The organism is Streptosporangium sp. NPDC002607 (genome assembly GCF_053592655.1).
The window spans coordinates 36,776-53,460 of sequence record NZ_JBSFWD010000041.1 but is presented as its reverse complement, the minus strand read 5'-3'; the positions used below and the strand labels follow the sequence as shown (position 1 = coordinate 53,460).

At 69.6% G+C, this 16,685-nt stretch carries 16 protein-coding genes; 12 read left to right on the top strand and 4 right to left on the bottom strand.

What is annotated here, in order from left to right:
* Positions 1-199: 199 nt before the first annotated feature.
* The gene (locus tag ACWD3H_RS34875; RefSeq protein ID WP_451958019.1) at positions 200-352 is read left to right on the top strand and encodes a hypothetical protein; all 153 of its coding nucleotides are present in this window, start codon (positions 200-202) and stop codon (positions 350-352) included.
* 137 nt (positions 353-489) lie between these two features.
* On the opposite strand, the gene ACWD3H_RS34870 is transcribed toward ACWD3H_RS34875, so the two are convergent.
* A complete protein-coding gene (locus tag ACWD3H_RS34870; RefSeq protein WP_355562771.1) occupies positions 490-1,284 on the bottom strand; it encodes an IclR family transcriptional regulator domain-containing protein in 795 nt (264 codons plus the stop codon).
* A gap of 198 nt (positions 1,285-1,482) precedes the next feature.
* Between ACWD3H_RS34870 and ACWD3H_RS34865 the strand changes: the two genes are divergently transcribed.
* The 8 genes from ACWD3H_RS34865 (at position 1,483) to ACWD3H_RS34830 (ending at position 10,930) form a co-directional block, all read left to right on the top strand.
* Positions 1,483-2,676: an LLM class flavin-dependent oxidoreductase gene (locus ACWD3H_RS34865; protein WP_355562768.1), complete on the top strand. Its 1,194-nt coding sequence runs from the start codon at positions 1,483-1,485 to the stop codon at positions 2,674-2,676.
* Positions 2,677-2,836: 160 nt separating this feature from the next.
* Positions 2,837-3,979, top strand: a complete 1,143-nt coding sequence (locus tag ACWD3H_RS34860) for an ABC transporter substrate-binding protein (RefSeq protein WP_355562783.1) — start codon at positions 2,837-2,839, stop codon at positions 3,977-3,979.
* A gap of 24 nt (positions 3,980-4,003) precedes the next feature.
* Positions 4,004-6,712: an ABC transporter permease subunit gene (locus ACWD3H_RS34855; RefSeq protein ID WP_451958018.1), complete on the top strand. Its 2,709-nt coding sequence runs from the start codon at positions 4,004-4,006 to the stop codon at positions 6,710-6,712.
* Positions 6,709-7,419, top strand: coding sequence for an ABC transporter ATP-binding protein (locus ACWD3H_RS34850; RefSeq protein WP_355562762.1), 711 nt, complete (start codon positions 6,709-6,711; stop codon positions 7,417-7,419). The genes ACWD3H_RS34855 and ACWD3H_RS34850 overlap by 4 nt, the downstream gene beginning before the upstream one ends.
* Positions 7,419-8,927, top strand: a complete 1,509-nt coding sequence (locus tag ACWD3H_RS34845; protein WP_355562760.1) for an aldehyde dehydrogenase family protein — start codon at positions 7,419-7,421, stop codon at positions 8,925-8,927. The genes ACWD3H_RS34850 and ACWD3H_RS34845 overlap by 1 nt, the downstream gene beginning before the upstream one ends.
* A gap of 43 nt (positions 8,928-8,970) precedes the next feature.
* Positions 8,971-9,801 (top strand): flavin reductase family protein, encoded by an 831-nt coding sequence (locus ACWD3H_RS34840; RefSeq protein ID WP_451958017.1) that lies wholly within the window; start codon positions 8,971-8,973, stop codon positions 9,799-9,801.
* Positions 9,798-10,094, top strand: coding sequence for a hypothetical protein (locus ACWD3H_RS34835; protein WP_451958016.1), 297 nt, complete (start codon positions 9,798-9,800; stop codon positions 10,092-10,094). The genes ACWD3H_RS34840 and ACWD3H_RS34835 overlap by 4 nt, the downstream gene beginning before the upstream one ends.
* Positions 10,091-10,930, top strand: coding sequence for a 3-hydroxyacyl-CoA dehydrogenase family protein (locus ACWD3H_RS34830; RefSeq protein WP_451958015.1), 840 nt, complete (start codon positions 10,091-10,093; stop codon positions 10,928-10,930). The genes ACWD3H_RS34835 and ACWD3H_RS34830 overlap by 4 nt, the downstream gene beginning before the upstream one ends.
* A gap of 2 nt (positions 10,931-10,932) precedes the next feature.
* Here ACWD3H_RS34830 and ACWD3H_RS34825 read toward each other — a convergent pair whose 3' ends face one another.
* Entirely contained in the window at positions 10,933-11,757 is an 825-nt protein-coding gene (locus tag ACWD3H_RS34825; protein ID WP_451958014.1) for a mycofactocin-coupled SDR family oxidoreductase, read from the bottom strand.
* Between the two features lie 230 nt (positions 11,758-11,987).
* Here ACWD3H_RS34825 and ACWD3H_RS34820 point away from each other — a divergent pair, with 230 nt between their 5' ends.
* Genes ACWD3H_RS34820 through ACWD3H_RS34810 form a run of 3 tightly spaced genes read left to right on the top strand, consistent with a single transcriptional unit; the run spans position 11,988 to position 15,324 of the window.
* Positions 11,988-12,854 (top strand): enoyl-CoA hydratase/isomerase family protein, encoded by an 867-nt coding sequence (locus ACWD3H_RS34820; RefSeq protein ID WP_451958013.1) that lies wholly within the window; start codon positions 11,988-11,990, stop codon positions 12,852-12,854.
* Complete coding sequence (locus tag ACWD3H_RS34815; protein ID WP_451958012.1) at positions 12,851-14,080, top strand: CaiB/BaiF CoA transferase family protein; 1,230 nt, start codon at positions 12,851-12,853, stop codon at positions 14,078-14,080. Before ACWD3H_RS34820 ends, ACWD3H_RS34815 begins: the two co-directional genes overlap by 4 nt.
* On the top strand, positions 14,077-15,324 hold the full coding sequence (locus ACWD3H_RS34810) for a CaiB/BaiF CoA transferase family protein (RefSeq protein WP_451958011.1): 1,248 nt from the start codon (positions 14,077-14,079) through the stop codon (positions 15,322-15,324). Before ACWD3H_RS34815 ends, ACWD3H_RS34810 begins: the two co-directional genes overlap by 4 nt.
* Before the next feature lie 91 nt (positions 15,325-15,415).
* Here ACWD3H_RS34810 and ACWD3H_RS34805 read toward each other — a convergent pair whose 3' ends face one another.
* Both ACWD3H_RS34805 and ACWD3H_RS34800 read right to left on the bottom strand, forming a co-directional pair.
* Positions 15,416-15,547 carry a hypothetical protein gene (locus ACWD3H_RS34805; RefSeq protein WP_451958010.1) on the bottom strand — a complete coding sequence of 44 codons (132 nt, stop codon included), beginning with the start codon at positions 15,545-15,547 and terminating at the stop codon, positions 15,416-15,418.
* An 18-nt stretch (positions 15,548-15,565) separates the two neighbouring features.
* The gene (locus tag ACWD3H_RS34800; RefSeq protein ID WP_451958009.1) at positions 15,566-16,642 is read right to left on the bottom strand and encodes a hypothetical protein; all 1,077 of its coding nucleotides are present in this window, start codon (positions 16,640-16,642) and stop codon (positions 15,566-15,568) included.
* Between the last annotated feature and the right edge of the window lie 43 nt (positions 16,643-16,685).

Below are 16,685 nucleotides of genomic sequence, written 5' to 3'. Positions count from 1 at the left end.
CCGTACCGACTGGGAGTCGGTGATCGCCGCGCATGGCAAGGTCACGGCCGCCCCGTGGCTCTGTCCACCCCTGGGAAACGGTCGATCTCGTTTCGGGAAGCGATCTTGTGGGGTCCTATTGCGCCGCAGGCCGGACCCACTCGTGAACACCCCACCAGGGGCCGTTCTCGAAACGGTTGACGAGATCCCGTCCGATCGCTTGATCGGGCGGGATTTCATCGTTTCCGAGGTCCTGGGGCCGTTGGCCAGTTCGATGCGGGTCTTCCACAACCGGCGGCGACGCCACAGCGCCCTGCGGATGCGCACCCCGATCGAATACGAGATGCTCTACCCGAACACCCGCCTGGCGTGAGAGTCAACCAAGCCGACTCCACAGAACTCGGGCACATCATTTCACCGGCGGCTCTACCGGATCGCGCCCGGCGGGCTCTCCGTCGTCAACGTCGGCACCCTTCAGTGGATCGGCCCCCTGGCGACAACGACCGATCGCTAGAGGTTCAGGGCGAGATCTCGCGATGCCGCCGAGACCGTGCGGAGCAGCTGGGGGAGCACCTCGTCGGTCATCTGCTCGCGACTGCGCAGCGTGGCCTGGCTGCCGACTTTGATCGCGGCCACCGCCTTGCCGTCCTTGCCGCGGACCGGCGCGGCGATGGCGAGCACGTGGGGGCTGAGCCGCCCTTCGACCAGGGCCCACCCCTGGGCGCGGATCTGATCCAGCTCGGTGCGCAGGGCGCCCTCGTCGACCACCGTCCGCGGTGTGTAGGTCTCCCGCTTGCTGGTGGCGAAGTAGTCGGCGAGCTGGGCCTCGGAGAGGTCGGCCAGGAGGACAAGACCGGTCGACACCGTGTGCGCGGGAACCCGGTCACCGACCGCCAGCCCGCCGTCGGCCGGGCGCCCGGACCTGGCCCTGGCCACGTAGATGACGTGGTCGCCGTCGCGTACCGCCGCCGAGGCGTCCTCGGAGAACTGTGCGGCCAGCGTGGTGAGCCGTGGCTGGAGCGTCTCGGTGAGCGACAGGCTCGTCAGGTAGGCGTAGCCGAGTTCGAGCGTGCGCGGGAGCAGGAAGAACTGGCGGTGGTCCCGCCCGACGTAGCCCAGCGACTCCAGGGTCATCAGCAGCCGGCGGGCGACCGCCTTGCTGAGGTGACCCCGCTCGGCGACCTCGGTGAGGGTCAGCGGACCCCGCTCGTCGGCGAAGACACGGATCACGGTCAGCCCGCGTTCGAGGCTCTGCACATGCTCCGAGGAGCGCTCTAGCTCTGTCTCCTGGTCCACCTTTGCCATGCGTGTCCCTCCGAACCGTCCCTGAGTCGAACTATCTTCGCATAGTGAACCAGAAGCCGTCGCCGGCTGAGTACGACTTGAGAAGTGTGGGGGAGATTCGACCATAAGTGAGCCTTGACATGTTACCTCTGCCGTGTCCACTATGGCGAACGAAATTCGAATAGCGAACTTTCGGCTGTGGCGGGGAAGAGGAGAGCGATGTCAGGACATCTACGGTTCGGGAGTTTCATGCCGCCCTACCACAGCCCGCTGAACAACCACGCCCTGGCGATCGAGCGCGACCTTGAGACCGTCGAACTGCTCGACAGGCTTGGGTACGACGACGTCTGGTTTGGTGAGCACCACTCCGGTGGCTACGAGTGTTCGCCGATGCCCGAGCTGATGATCGCTGCCGCGGCGCAGCGCACCCGCCGGATCCGGCTCGGCACGGGGGTGATCTCCCTGCCCTACCACCACCCGCTGATGGTGGCCGACCGGATGGTCTTCCTGGACCACATGACGAGGGGACGGTGCATCTTCGGAGTCGGTCCCGGCGCGCTGGTCGCCGACTCCCAGATGATGGGGATCGACTACGGCGACCTCCGCCCGCGCATGGAGGAGTCGCTCGAAGCGATTCTCGAACTGCTGACCTCGCCGGAACCCGTCACCCGCAAGGCCGAGTGGTTCGAGCTGCGGGACGCCCAGCTGCACGTCCGCAGTCACACCAGGCCCATGGTCCCGATCGCCGTCGCGGGAGCGGTCTCGCCGACGGGCCCCAAGCTGGCCGGCCGGCACGGACTGAGCCTGCTCTCCTTCGGCGCCGCGTCGACCGTCGGCTTCAACAAGCTGGCCGGCACCTGGGAGATCGTCGAGGCGGAGGCCGCGGCGTCCGGCGCCCGGGTGGAGCGCGAGGACTGGGCACTCGTCGGCTACATGCACGTGGCCGAGACCGAGCGTCAGGCGCGTGACGAGGTGCGCTACCAGATCCGGAGCTTCTTCGACTACCACCACACCGTCGCGCCGCCCCTGCTGGCCGACGTCGAGACGATGACCCACGACGAGCTCATCGACGGCATCAACGCCTCCGGTGCCGGCATCGTCGGAACCCCCGAGATGGCCGTCGCACACCTGCAGAAGCTGGTGGACCGGACCGGCGGCTTCGGCACCTTCCTCATCAGCAGTGTCGACTGGGCCAACCGCGAGGCGACGCGTCGCAGCCTCGAACTCCTCGCACGCGAGGTCATCCCGCACTTCGACGGCAGCATTCCGGCGCGGGCGGCCGCCTTCGCGCGGGCCAAGGCGCGGCAGGTCGCGGACGGCCGGCTCAGGGACGCCGGCCGTGAGAAGGCGACGGCCGCCTACAACGTGGCCGCGACGGCGACTGGTCAGCCGGATCGGGGCACCGTCTCCTGACCTCTGGCCCGCGCGCTCCCTAACCCATCAACGGCATTCATTTCGGGACACCCATCCCATTCGGGGCGATATTCCAGCACCACCGTAGGAGTTCAGCATGCCCAAAAACACCCTCTGGTCCCGTAATGTGCGCGTGGGTGCAGTAACACTTGCGCTTTTGGTGACATCGCTCGGCCTGACCGCATGCGGCGGCGAGTCGGCCGAGTCGGCCGCCGACACCATCGTGATCTTCCAGACCAACTCGTTCAGTGGCCAGGTCTCGAACAAGCCGCAGACCAAGACCGGCGCCCAGGCCGCCGTCGACGAGATCAACAAGGTCGGTGGGATCAACGGTCGCCGCCTCGAACTCGTCACCTGCGACAACACCGGTGACCCCAATGTCACCAACACCTGCCTCAAGAAGGCGCAGGAGGTCAAGGCGGCGGCGTTCGTGGGCTCGGCCATTTACTTCCCCGCAACCTGGAAGTTCCTCGAGCAGGCGAACATCCCCTATCTGCTCGGCACCGGGCTCACCCCCGACGAGTACAAGGCCAAGAACTCCTTCCCGCTCTCCGGGCAGGCCGGCTGGTACTACGGCATCGCCGACTATCTGAAGAAGCTCGGCGTCTCCCACCCGGCCATCATCCGGTGTGAGATCGACGCCTGCGCCTACGGCGAGACCCTCCTCACCGAAGCGCTGAAGCAGCAGGGCATGCCGGAGGCGAGGAGTGTGGTGGCGCCGCTGTCGACCACCGACTACAGCAGCTTCGCCGCCGCGGCGATGCGCGGCGACACCGACGCCGTCGTGGTCACGGGCAGCGAGGCGACCGCGACGTCCGAGGCCAAGGCGTTGTACCAGCAGGGCTTCAAGGGCAAGGTGATCAGCGTCTCGGCGTGCATCTCCACCCCGGCCGTCCCCAACCTCGGCGACGCCGGCAAGGACCTGTATGTGGTGGGCCTGCTGCAGCCCCCCACCCTGGACACCCCGCTGATGCGGACGTTCACCCAGAGCATGGACGCGGTCGACAAGGGCGCCAAGAAGGACGAGCTCGCCCTCTCGGCGTACGCGGGCGTCAAGCTCTTCGCCGAGGTCGCCAAGGGCCTCTCGGAGGTGAACGCCACGACGGTGCTGGACGCGCTGCAGAACGCGAAGGTCGGTGCCTACGACATCGGCTTCACCGCGCCGCTGCCCGGGGCCACCACCTCGCCGATCGCGGAGCTGCCCCAGCTGAAGTTCTCGCCGACCGTCACCTACAGCCAGATCCTCGACGGCACCATCAAGGAGAGCGTGGCCGGCTTCCACAACCCGTTCGTGGCGGCCTGACGCATCCGGGGCCCAGGAGGGTCGATGAACGAGCTCACCTTCATCCTGATCGGGATCGGTACGGGTTCCCTGTACGCACTGGTCGCCCAGGGACTTGTACTGATCTTCCGGGGATCGGGGATCGTCAACTTCGCGCAGGGGGCGTTCGCGCTCTTCGGTGCCTACGTCTACTACAACGTCGCGCAGCACACCGGCGCATCGCTCCTGGTGTGTCTGCTGGTCAGCGTCGCGGCCACGGGGCTGCTCGGCGTCCTGGTCCAGCTCCTCGTCCTCATGCCGATGCGACGGGCGTCGTCACTGTCGCGTCTGATCGCCACACTCGGCCTCCTGGTGACCCTTCAGGCGGCCGCAGTGGTGATCTACGGCGATCGCAATCTCGTGGTCCGGTCGCTGCTTCCGACCGACGGCATCGAACTCCTGCCCGGTGCCAGGATCGGCGCCGACCGGATCATCATCCTCGCCATCGGTCTGGTGACGACGGTGGTCCTGTGGGCCGTGTTCCGGTACACCTCCTACGGGCGCGTCACGACGGCGGTCGCGCAGAGCCCCCGTACCGCGGCGACCCTGGGGCACTCCCCGGATCGCATCGCCGCGGTCAACTGGGGGGTCGGCGGCGCGGTGTCCGGGCTCGCCGGCGCGCTCATCGTGCCCATCACCAACCTTGAACCGATCAATCTCCCCTTGATCGTGCTCCCGGCCCTGGCGGCGGCCCTCGTCGGCGGGTTCGCCTCCTTCCCGCTGGCCTTCGTGGCCGCACTGCTCATCGGGGTGGCCGAGTCGCTCATGGCGCTGCACCTCAACCAGCCCGGTGTGTCGCAGAGCGTTCCGTTCCTGGTCGTCATGGTGCTCCTGATGGTGCGCGGCCGGGGTCTTCCGCTCCGCAGTCATCTCCTGGACCGGCTGCCGAGCGTCGGCAACGGGCGGGTGCGTCCCGTCCCGGTCCTGGTCGTCGTCGCGCTGGTCGCCCTCGCCATGCTCGCCTCGGGCGAGGTGGCCAGCTACCTGACGGTGACCGTCACGATGGCGATCCTGTGTCTGTCCGTGGTGGTGGTGACGGGATACGCCGGGCAGGTCTCGCTCGCTCAGTACGTGCTGGGCGGTGTCGGCGCCTTCGTGGCCGCCACCCTCAGCAGCAGTCACGGGATGCCCTTCCTCGTCTGCCTGGCGCTCGCCGTACTGGCCACGATGATCCTCGGTGGCCTGGTCGGGGTGCCGGCACTGCGGTTGCGCGGTATCAACCTCGCGATCGTCGGGCTGGGACTCAGCGTGGCCGTCTACTCCCTGCTGCTCAACAACGAGCGCTACTCCGGCGGGGTCGACGGAATCCCGGTCGAGCCCGTCACCGTCCTCGGCTGGGAGATCGACCCCTTCTTCCATCCGGAGCGCTACGCCCTGCTCTGCCTGGCGGCTCTGGTCGTGGTGGCACTGGCGGTCTCGAACCTGCGGCGCGGCGACATCGGGAGGCGGCTGCTCGCGCTCCGCTCAAGCGAACGGGCGGCGGCGTCACTTGGTGTCAACGTCTACTGGTGCAAGATCTACGCCTTCATGATCGCGGCCGGTATCGCGGCCCTCGGCGGCACGCTCTTCGCGTTCATGCAGTCCATCGTGCTGACCGCGCAGTTCGGCGTGATGTCGTCGGTCAACCTGATCACGGTCACCGTGGTAGGCGGTGTCGGAAGCCTCCCCGGCGCCCTCGTGGGCGCCACCCTGATTCCCGGCGGTCTGGGCACCTGGCTGCTCAACGGCGCCGGGCTACAGGTCTGGCTCCCCCTGATCGGAGGGGTGTCGGTGCTGCTCGTGCTCCGCGCGGACCAGGGCGGCCTGGTCGACCTCAACGTGGGGCTCTACCGCTCGCTGCGTGACCGCCTCCGATCGCTCGGGAACGCCGCGAAGGTCTCTTCGGATCATCGAGAGCCGGCCGCCGGCACGCCTAAGGACATCTCTCCGGTCAGGGTGTCTCCCCTCGAACTGCGCGTCGAGGACCTCGGCGTACGCTACGGCGGCGTGGTCGCCCTCGAAGGCGTGAGCCTGCGGGTGAAGCCGGGCACGGTCCACGGGATCATGGGCCCCAACGGCGCGGGCAAGACCTCCCTGGTCGACGCGCTGACCGGATTCGCCCAGGTCGCCGCGGGGACGGCATATTTGGGCGACCGCCGGCTCGACGGATGCAGTCCGATGCGGCGCTCGCGCCTCGGTCTCCGGCGTTCGTTCCAGTCGGTCGAGCTGTTCTCCTCGCTCACCACCCGCGACAACATCGCGGTCGGCTGCGACGACGGAGCGCCGTCGTCGTACGTCACCGGGCTGCTCTGGCCGCGGGGCCCGCGACTGAGCGAGGCGGCGGAGGCGGCGCTGGAGAAGTTCGGCCTCTCCAGGGTCCTGGACGCGCCCGTCGAGTCGCTGTCGTTCGGCGACCGCCGCCTGGTGGCCATCGCGCGAGCGGTCGCGTCGGCCCCCTCGGTCATCCTGCTGGACGAGCCGGCCTCCGGGCTGGCGGACCGGGAGAGCGCCGAGCTCGCCGCGCTCGTCCGGTCGCTGGCCGACGACTGGGGGATGGCCGTGCTGCTCGTCGAGCACAACATCAACCTCGTCCTGTCGGTCTGCGACGAGATCACCGTGCTGCAGGCGGGACGCGTGCTCGCTCACGGAACCCCGGCGGAGATCTCGGCGGATCAGTCCGTCGTCGACGCCTACCTCGGTCAGAGCGCGACCCCCGGAGGAGTGGTGATCTCATGAGCGCCCCCATTCTGCAGGTGCGGCAGCTCAGCGCGGGATACGGTGATCTCGCGGCGGTGCATGGCATCGACCTGGTCGTCCACTCCGGCGAGATCGTCGCGTTGTTCGGGCCGAACGGCGCGGGCAAGACGACGACGCTGCTGACGATCGCGGGCGAACTGCCGGGCCTGGGCGGTGAGGTACGGCTCTTCGGGGCGCCGACGAAGGCGCCCGTCCACCACCGCGCGCGGCAGGGGCTGGCGTTCGTCCCCGAGGAGCGGGCGATCGTCCCGGGCATGTCGACGCGGGACAACCTCCGCCTCGGCCGAGGGGGCGTCGACCGGGCTGTCGCCGTCTTCCCCGAACTCGGCCGGCTCCTCGACCGTCCGGCCGGGCTGCTCTCCGGCGGGGAGCAGCAGATGCTGGTGCTGGCCCGGTGCATCGCCACGGAGCCGAGACTGCTGCTGGCCGACGAGCTGTCCCTGGGGTTGGCGCCCCTGGTCGTGAATCGGCTCATGGACACCCTGCGCCGGGTGGTGGACGAGCACGGTGTCGGCGTTCTGCTCGTCGAGCAGCAGGCCAAACGTGCCCTGTCCGTCGCCGACCGCTGGTACCTGCTGCGCCAGGGGGAGATCGCCGCCACGGGCGACCAAGGCGGTGACTGGCGGGAGGTCGAAGAGGCCTATTTCGGGACCCGCAGCCACCCACAGGAACTGGAGACACCCTGATGAGTACGACGGAACCGGCGACCGCCGGCATCCCTCTTGTCCAGGCCGGCCTGGCACTGGCCGACGGGCCGACCGTCCTGATCGGCGACGCCTGGCGCGAGGGTACGGGCACCACGGAGCTGACCTCCCTGAATCCGGCGACGGGTGCGGTGCTCGCCACTGTGCGCGCGGCCACCGTCGACCAGGCGGCGCGTGCGGTCGAGGCCGCTCGCGGGGCACTCGACGGAGCCTGGGGTGCGCTCAGCCACCGCGACCGGGCGGACCTGCTGGACTCCCTCGCCGACGTCATGGAACGGCACCGCGGTGAGCTCGAGGCGCTGGTGGTGACCGAACTGGGGTCACCGATCGCCAGTGCCCGTACGATGCAGGTCGGCGTCTCGATCGACAGGATCCGGTTCTTCGCCGATCTGGCCCGCCGGGGGCCCACCGGGGGCTGGGAACGCCATCTGCCGATGGGGGACGGGGTACCGGTCAGCACGAGTGTGCTCGTGTGGCAGCCGGCCGGCGTCGTCACCGCCATCACCGCCTACAACTTTCCGCTCGGCATCGCGGCGCTCAAGGTCGGGGCGGCCTTGGCCGCCGGTTGCGCGGTCGTGCTCAGCCCGTCGCCCCGGACCTTCCTGACCACGAGCGCCTTCGTCCGTCTCGTCCAGGAGGCCGGGTTCCCGCCGGGTGCGCTCAACCTGGTGACCGGTGACGCGGACTCCAGCGCGCTGCTCACCACGCACCCGAGCGTGGACGTGGTGACCTTCACCGGGTCGACCGAGGTCGGCCGCCGGATACAGGCGCAGGCGGCCGGCACGGTCAAGCGGGTGGTGCTGGAGCTCGGGGGCAAGTCGCCGAGCGTGATCCTGCCGGACGCACGGTTGGAGACGGCCGTGCGCGCCTCGGTCCTCCGCTTCACGCGCAATGCGGGCCAGGCGTGCGGCGCCACGACCCGGCTGGTGGTGCCGCGGGACAGAACCGGTGAGGTGGCCGCGCTGGCGCGCGAGGTGATCGGCGGACTCGAGGTGGGCGATCCCTGGCGTGAGTCGACGGCCGTCGGGCCGCTCATCCGCGAGGAGCAGCGGGCCTCCGTCGAGGGCGCCGTGGAACGGGCCACGGCGGCGGGGGCGGAGCTGGTCGCCGGCGGTGGGCGGCCCTCGATCGGAACGGGGTTCTTCATGAACCCCGTGCTGCTCGGCTCGGTCGCCGAGGACGCCGAGATCTGCCGCCAGGAGCTCTTCGGCCCGGTCGCGGTACTGCTTCCGTACGACGACCTGGACGACGCCGTCCGGCTGGCCAACGCGACCGACTTCGGTCTCAACGCGGCCGTCTTCGGACCTACCGGGAAGGCCATCGCCGTCGCCCGCCGGATCCGCTCCGGCACGGTCGCGATCAACGGCGGCGGCCCCAGCCGCCCCGACATGCCCTGGGGAGGCTTCGGCCAGAGCGGGGTCGGCCGCGACGGCGGCGAAGAGGGATTCAGAGAGTTCCTCGAGGTCCAGCATCTGCACTGGCCGCTGTGAGCCGGGGTCGGCGAGTCCGGCCGCTTTGCGAGAAAGGTCTTCCATGCTTCTGCGAATAGATCCGGCCGGCGGCGGATCAGTGTCTCTTGAGGATCCCGACGATCTGACCCGGCTGAAGATCGTCGCCCGTTCGGATGCCCGCGAGTCCGCGGTCTACGCCCTGCAGCGCGACCGGGTCGGCGTGATGGCCACCGACGGCACGGCGCTGGTCGACCCCGATGCCCTCCGGCGGCTCAGCGGTGACCGGGTCGGCCCCGGCTGGGAGGCGCGCTTCGCCGACATGCTGCGCATGGCCGGCGAGGTGGGCTGGACGGCGCCGGACGGACGGCTGTTCGTCCATACCGACTGGGTGACCGGCGAGGAGCTGGGCCTCGGGGCCGAGCCTCCGGTTGATCGCGACGAGCTCCGCCGGGCCCTGGGCCGCTTCGCCACCGGAGTGGTCGTGGCGGCTGCGGTGGGCGCGGAAGGACCGGTCGGACTCGCCTGCCAGAGCTTCACCTCGCTCTCGCTCGACCCGCCGCTGGTCTCGCTGGCGCCCGCGCGTACCTCGAAGAGCTGGCCCCAGATCGCGGCCACCGGCACCTTCTGCGTCAGCGTGCTGACCGAGGAGCAGTTGGACGTGTGTCAGCGCTTCGCGGTGTCCGGTGGCGACAAGTTCGCCGGACTCTCCTGGCACCCCTCCTCCGTGACCGGCAGCCCGGTCATCGACGACTGCCTCGCCTGGGTCGACTGCCGGATCGAGCTGGTCCACTCGGCGGGCGACCACGAGCTCGTCATCGGACGAGTCCTCGCGCTGGACGCCGCCGGCGGCCGCCCGCTGGTGTTCTTCGCGAGCCGCTTCGCCCAGCTGGCGCCGGCGGGAACGGTCACGTGAGCGCCCAGCCGCTGCTGGTCGACGCGGACGACACGAGCGTCGTCGTCAGCCTGAACCGTGCCGCCGTCCGCAACGCATTGGACCTGGCGACGGTGGAGGCGCTCCACACCGTCTGCGCGCGGCTCGAGAAGCATCCGCGGATCCTGGCCCTCCGGCTGACCAAGGCGCTCATCCATGCTCCGCGCTCGGCCCACCCGCTCGTCGCCAACCTGGCCCAGGCCGTGTTGTTCGAAACCGAGGAGAAGAAGGTACGGATGGACGCGTACCTCGACCGCCGGACGGTGCGGCCATGAAAGGACTGCCGGGCCGCGTCGTGGTCTGCGGAGGCGGACGGATGGGAGCGGGGATCGCGCACGCCTTCGCCTCCCGGGGTTCGGAGGTGACCGTTCTCGAGGTCGACGACGACGCGGCCGCCCAGGCCCTCGCGCGGGTCGAGCGCGACCTCCGGCGATCGGCCGGGGACAACGCCGGGGTGGTCAGATCGCGCCTGGCGGCGGCATCCGATCCGCAGGTGCTCGCCGGGGCGGAGCTGGTGATCGAGGCGGTTCCCGAGCGCCTCGAGGTCAAGCTCCAGGTGCTCCGGACCGCTCATCGGCACGCCCCCGACGCCGTACTCGCCTCCAACACGAGTTCGCTGTCCATCGACGAGCTGGCGGACGGCCTGCCGCGCCCCGAGCGGTTCGTGGGCCTGCACTTCTTCAACCCGGTCCCGGCCAGCGCTCTCGTCGAGATCGTGGTGGGCCGGATGACCACCGCCACGCTGGTCGAACGGGCGACCTCGTGGGTCGAGGCGCTGGGCAAGACCGCCGTCACGGTACGCGACCGCCCGGGGTTCGCGAGCAGCCGTCTGGGGGTCGCACTCGCGCTGGAGGCGATCAGGATGGTCGAGGAGGGCGTGGCGACGGCGGAGGACATCGACAACGCCCTGGTCCTGGGCTATCGCCATGCGACGGGGCCGCTGCGCACCACCGACCTGGTCGGTCTCGACGTGCGCCTGGCGATCGCCGAACAGCTCACGTCGAAGCTGGGCCCGCGCTTCGCCCCGCCGCGCCTGCTGGTCGAGAAGGTGGCCGCCGGTGAGCTCGGGCGTAAGTCGGGCCGCGGGTTCTTCGACTGGCCGCGGCCGTGATGTCAGCGACTGAGGTTGCCCGCGTCCACCGGCAGCGCCGCGCCGGTGATGTACCGGGCCTCGTCCGAGGCGAGGAACAGGACGGCGTTGGCGACGTCCTCGGGCTCGACCCAGGGCACGCGGAGCAGGTGCAGCGAGGTGAACGCCTCCATCGCGTCCTCCAGGGTCGGCTCCTCGAGATCCGGCCGGAAGGTGCGGTAGGTGGCCTCGTTGAAGATCAGGCTGGTGCGCACCGCGGTGGGATGAACCGAGTTCACCCGGATGCCGTACGGCGCCAGCTCGGCGGTCAGGCTGCGGGCAAGGCCGAGCAGGCCGTGCTTGGAGGCGGTGTAGGCGGACAGGGATCCCAGGCCCTTCAGTCCCAGTGTGGAGTTCACGAAGACGATCGCCCCGCCTCTGCCTCCGTCGATCATGGCCGGGGCCGCCGCCCGTACCGTGCGCTGCGCCCCGATGAGGTTCACTTGGAGCATCGACTCGAAATCCTGGGGATCCAGCTCCCAGGCAGGGACCTTGCGCCCAGAGATGCCCGCGTTGCAGATCAGCGTGTCGATGTGGCCGAATCGATCGACTCCGTCCGCCACGGCCGCCTCGAGGTCGGCGGAGGATCGCACGTCGGCGCGTCGCCAGAGGATGCCGCGACCGGTCGTCTCGACAAGCCGGACCGTCTCCGCCATGTCCGCCTCGCAGGCCAGTCCGTAGGCGAGCCCGTCGTCGTCGGCGAGCACGTCGAGAGCCACGATGTCGGCGCCCTCCGCGGCAAGCCTGACGGCGTGCGCGCGTCCTTGACCGCGCGCCGCGCCAGTGATCATGGCGACTCGACCTGCCATCCGCCCCATGTGCGCCTCCTGGAGTTCGGTATCCGAAAAAGAACCGATTTGCGAACCGACCATAGGATCCGCATTTCTCCCTGTCAACAAGGAAAAGGCCGATAGGGAGGGCTTCGTCCCCCTTGACATCCTCTCCGCAGAGCCTCAACATCTCGTAAATAGCGAACTAAGTCCAAATGCCGAACCCTGATGGTGTCCAGTCGGGGGACATGACAAGGAAGGACCTCTCCATGTTTGAGCATGTGATCTACGAGAAGTCGGGCAAGATCGCCCGGCTGATCATGAACCGCCCGGAGAAGCTCAACGCCCTGAACGTGAAGATGTTCGAGGAGCTGGTGGCCGGCCTGAAGATGGCCGAGGACGACGACGACATCAAGGTCATCATCCTGAAGGGCAACGGGCGGTCCTTCAGCACCGGTCACGACCTCAGTGAGGTCGGCTTCGTCTACGGCTTCTCCGACGGCAGGTCCGAGGAGGGCCGGCGCCGGCGGCCGAGCCAGCGGGTCCGTCTGCAGTTCGACCGCAAGCTCCTGGAGATGTACCAGGCCTTCATGTACTCGATGAAGCCGATCATCGCCCAGGTGCACGGTCACGCGATCGGCGGTGGCCTCTACCTGACCGAGGTGGTCGACCTCGCGATCGCCGCGGAGGACGCGTCCTTCAGCCACGCCGAGCAGCGCCTCATGGGAGGCGGGCGGTCGCTGGTCGGCAACACCGAGATCCTGCTGCTCGGCCCCAAGCGCGCGCGGGAGTTCCTGCTGTTCGGCGAGCCGATGAGCGGCGTACGGGCCGCCGAGATCGGGCTCATCAACAAGGCCGTGCCCGCCGACCGGCTGGAGGCCGAGACCGAACACTGGGCCGAACTGCTCGCCCGTCACCCCAAGGACGCCCTGGTGGTCGGGAGGGTCTTCCAGCAGATGGCGCTCGACTCCCTCGGGTACACGAGCCAGATGATGCGCGGCTACGTCGGCCACACCCTCAGCACCAACATGCGATTCGAAGACGACGAGTACAACTACTTCAAGGGGCGGCGGGACGAGGGCGCCCGCGGCGCGATGCACTCCCGTGACCGCTTCTTCACCGAGGCCCAGAAGTGACCGACCCGTCCGCGGAGCCGAGTGCCCCGGCGCCGTTCGACGGCATCCGGATCGTCGACCTGACGCATGCCGGGGCCGGGCCGTTCGCGACGATGCAGCTCGCCGACCTCGGCGCGACGGTGATCAAGATCGAACGGCTCCGGCACGGCGACGGCTCCCGTTACTTCGGCAGCCGCCTGGACGGTTTCGACGCCTCCGACTACTTCCTGGCGTTGAACCGCTCGAAAGCCTCCGTCGCGCTGGACTTCGCCCGACCGGAGGGCGCCGAGCTGGTACGGCGTCTGGTGGCCGACGCCGATGTCCTCATCGAGAACTTCCGCCCGGGCGTCCTCGCCCGGCACGGCCTCGACTTCGCCACCCTGGCCGACGCGCACCCCCGCCTCGTCTACTGCTCGATCTCGGCGTTCGGGCCGCACGGACCGTGGGTCGCCAACGGCGGCAACGACATCACGATCCAGGGCCTGTCAGGGCTGATGGCAGGGACCGGGTCCGGCGAGGGCGGTCCGATCAAGATCGGTTCCCCGCTGTGCGACCTGACGGCCGGGCTCTACGCGGCCTTCGGGATCGCGTCGGCGCTGCTGGCCAGGGAGCAGGTCGGTCGCGCGCAGCTGGTGGAGGTCCCGATGCTCGACGCCGCCATCTCCCTGATGGCCAGCTTCGTGCCGTCCGTCGCGGCGGGCGGGCCGCCGCCGCGACCGGAAGGTACCGGGCACGCCCAGATCGTGCCGTACCAGGCGTTCCTCTGCGCGGACGAGCGGCACCTGATCGTCGGGGCGTTCTCGAACCACTTCTGGCGTGCCCTGTGCGAGGTGATCGGCCGTACGGACCTCCTCGGCGTCGACGCGTACCGGACCAACGAGCTACGGGTGAAGAACCGGTCGGCGCTCGTCCCGCAACTCGAAGCCGCGTTCGCCACCCGAAGCCGGGCCGAGTGGCTGCGGCTGCTCGAAGCCGCGGCCGTGCCGTGCAGCCCGGTGCTGGGCGTCGACGAGGCGATCGTGTCGGAACAGGCCGTCCACAACCGGGTCCTGCGGTGGCTTGAGGTCGGGGACCGCAAGGTCGGGGTGACCCGTCAGCCGATCCGTGGATCGGCGTGGCGGGCCGTGCCCGCCACGATGCCGCCCGCGCTGGGCGAGCACACGCGTCAGGTCCTATCGGAGGAGCTGGGGATGTCCGACGCCGACATCGACGGCCTCATCGCCAGTGGCGTCGTGGAGAGCCGATGACGACCAACGATCAGAAAACGGGCGGCGGGGTCCTGGCCGGACTCAAGGTGCTGGACCTCGCACATCACTACTCGGCGGCCTTCGCCGGGGTACTCCTCGCCGACCTCGGCGCGGACGTGACGGTCGTGGAACACCCGGAGGGAAACGTGTTACGCGGCATGCTGCCGCAGCGGCACGGCGTACCCCTGTGGTCGACCCTGGTCGGCCGCAACAAGGGCAACATCAGCTTGAAGCTGTCCGAGCCGCGAGGTCAGGAACTCCTGCGGCAACTCGCTACCGAGTACGACGTCCTCATTGAGAACTTCCGTCCCGGCACCCTTGAGCGCTGGGGTCTCGGACCAGACGACCTGGCGGCCGCGGGCGCCGACCTGGTGATGCTGCGCGTGAGCGGCTACGGCCAGAGCGGGCCGAAGTCGGCACGCCCCGGCTTCGGCGGTGCGGCGGAGGCGATGAGCGGGCTCACCCAGATGACCGGTCCGGAAGGCGGGGATCCGATCCTCCTCTCCACCGCCATCGCCGACGGAGCCGCGGGCGCCTTCGGAGCCCTGGGAGTGCTGGCCGCGTTGTGGCAGCGGGCTTCGTCGCGGGCCGGCGGGGAACCTCGCCGACCCGGCGTCGAAGTGGTCGACATCGCGCTCTTCGAAGGGGTGTTCCGGCTTATCCCCACCCAGATCGTTGAATACGACCAGTGCGGCATCATCCCCGGCCGATCCGGCAGCGTACGGGAACACGGCGTGATCCGCGGGGTGTACCGCACCGGTGACGGTGTCGACTTCTGCGTGAGTTCGGTGGGACCCCGCGCGATACGCCGCCTGCTCGAGTCCATGGCGGCCGACAATCTCGTGGCCGAACTCGATCAGGGTGTGCTGGGCAGGGGCGAGGACGCCGTCGTCGACTTCGTGACCCGAAGCGAGAAGGCGTTCACCGCCTGGGCGGCCGGCTCGTCCTGGGCCGCGGTGGCGGCGGCGCTGGATCGTACGGGCATGGTCTACGAGCAGGTCTACACCGTGGCCGACATCGCCGAAGACGAGCACTTCCTCGCCCGGGAGGACGTGATCACCGCACACGACCCGATCCTGGGCGAGGTCCGGATGCCCGGCATCGTGCCCAAGTTCTCCGGCTTCCACCACGAGGTCCGCAACACCGGCAAACACATCGGCGCGGACAACGAAACCCTCTACGGGACCCTCCTCGACCTCACCCCCGACGCCCTCGCCGCACTCCGCAGCGATGGCGTCATCTGAGGGGGCGGCCAACGTCTGCTGATCATGGCGTTCCCCGGGAAGGGGGACAAGCCGGTCACGTACCGCAAGCCGCCCAACCGGTGAGCACGCCTCAGGCTTGCCCCGGCTCGGCCACCCGCTTGCCGGTCAGGCGGGTCAGGACGACGGCGAACCCCGTGCCCAGGAGCACGAGCGTCCCGGACAGGACCGTGCCGCCCGCCGGTCGCCCAGCCCCGACAGCCACCCGACCAGGCCGGCTCCGCTATTCCCGGTGGAAGGTGACGATCGACTCGGAATCACCGTTGGCCACGTCGACCATCAGCCACAGCTGGGAAGTGCCGGGGATCCGCTCGATCAGTGCGTGGTGCCCCTCCCCGCCCGGCGGGGGCACCTCTTTCGTCCAGTTCCGGCCGTCCCAGTGCAGGACCGAGACCCCACCGGGCTCGTCGTGGTCCTTGCCCGCGAACCAGACGTCGTCAGGCCCGAACGCGGTCACGCTCTGCAGCTCGGCCTTCCACGGCGGGATGATGGGCCGCTCCCAGGATCGGCCGTTCCAGTGCAGCACCAGGGGCCGCTCGCCGATGTTGCCCACCGCCCAGACGTCGTCGGGGCTGATCTGCAAGATCGTGGTGAGGGAGCCCTCGGGCAGTGTGGTCTCCTCGTACCTGCCGTTGTGCCCGTGCCAGAGCACGGGCCGCACCGAGTCCCGCATCCCGGCGACCCAGGTGTGACCGGCGCCGCTGTCCACCGCGACCAGCCTGGTCTCCTCGCCGCCGAGCACCTTTTCGGTGACGAAGGCGGTGCCGTTCCAGGTCAGTACCGCAGTGTCCGAGATCACGACCACCCGGCGGCCGTCCACGGCCACGTCCCGCCCGTACCCAGAGAGCCGGTACCGCCGCCAGGCGTGCCCGTCCCAGTGCTGGGCCAGGGTCTTGTCGAAACCTCCGCCCAGCATCCACGCGTTGCGCGGCCCGTCGGAGTCGATGCTCGCCAGGCCGCCCAGAGCATCCTCGACGGGCACCGCGCGCCACCGTGACCCGTCCCAGGTACGCAGCGACGTCCTCACGCTGTCCTCCCAGCCGGTGTACCCGATCGCCCACGCCAGCTCGGGACCGACAGCGGTCACGTCGCGCAGGCCACGCTCCCACGCGGTGTCGGTGGACAGACCGGGGACTTGGGCCCACCTCTCGGAGATCTCCGTGGTAGGTGTGGCCGATGCCGAAGGGGCCGACACGGTGGGCGTGCTCGACGGTGAGGGAGTCGACGCGGCGAGCGGGGGCTGCGCGGCACAGCCCAACGTGATCAAGCAGGCGGCCAGCGCCGTCACTCGCGACCTCATAGTGGCAAATCGTACGGCTTCCGCCTGCGGTTACCACCGGCCA

Coding starts and splice junctions, on each gene's coding strand:
- ACWD3H_RS34870 (WP_355562771.1), bottom strand. CDS start 1,284: ATGGCAAAGGTGGACCAGGAGACAGAGCTAGAGCGCTCCTCGGAGCAT.
- ACWD3H_RS34865 (WP_355562768.1), top strand. CDS start 1,483: ATGTCAGGACATCTACGGTTCGGGAGTTTCATGCCGCCCTACCACAGC.
- ACWD3H_RS34855 (WP_451958018.1), top strand. CDS start 4,004: ATGAACGAGCTCACCTTCATCCTGATCGGGATCGGTACGGGTTCCCTG.
- ACWD3H_RS34850 (WP_355562762.1), top strand. CDS start 6,709: ATGAGCGCCCCCATTCTGCAGGTGCGGCAGCTCAGCGCGGGATACGGT.
- ACWD3H_RS34845 (WP_355562760.1), top strand. CDS start 7,419: ATGAGTACGACGGAACCGGCGACCGCCGGCATCCCTCTTGTCCAGGCC.
- ACWD3H_RS34840 (WP_451958017.1), top strand. CDS start 8,971: ATGCTTCTGCGAATAGATCCGGCCGGCGGCGGATCAGTGTCTCTTGAG.
- ACWD3H_RS34830 (WP_451958015.1), top strand. CDS start 10,091: ATGAAAGGACTGCCGGGCCGCGTCGTGGTCTGCGGAGGCGGACGGATG.
- ACWD3H_RS34825 (WP_451958014.1), bottom strand. CDS start 11,757: ATGGCAGGTCGAGTCGCCATGATCACTGGCGCGGCGCGCGGTCAAGGA.
- ACWD3H_RS34820 (WP_451958013.1), top strand. CDS start 11,988: ATGTTTGAGCATGTGATCTACGAGAAGTCGGGCAAGATCGCCCGGCTG.
- ACWD3H_RS34810 (WP_451958011.1), top strand. CDS start 14,077: ATGACGACCAACGATCAGAAAACGGGCGGCGGGGTCCTGGCCGGACTC.
- ACWD3H_RS34800 (WP_451958009.1), bottom strand. CDS start 16,642: ATGAGGTCGCGAGTGACGGCGCTGGCCGCCTGCTTGATCACGTTGGGC.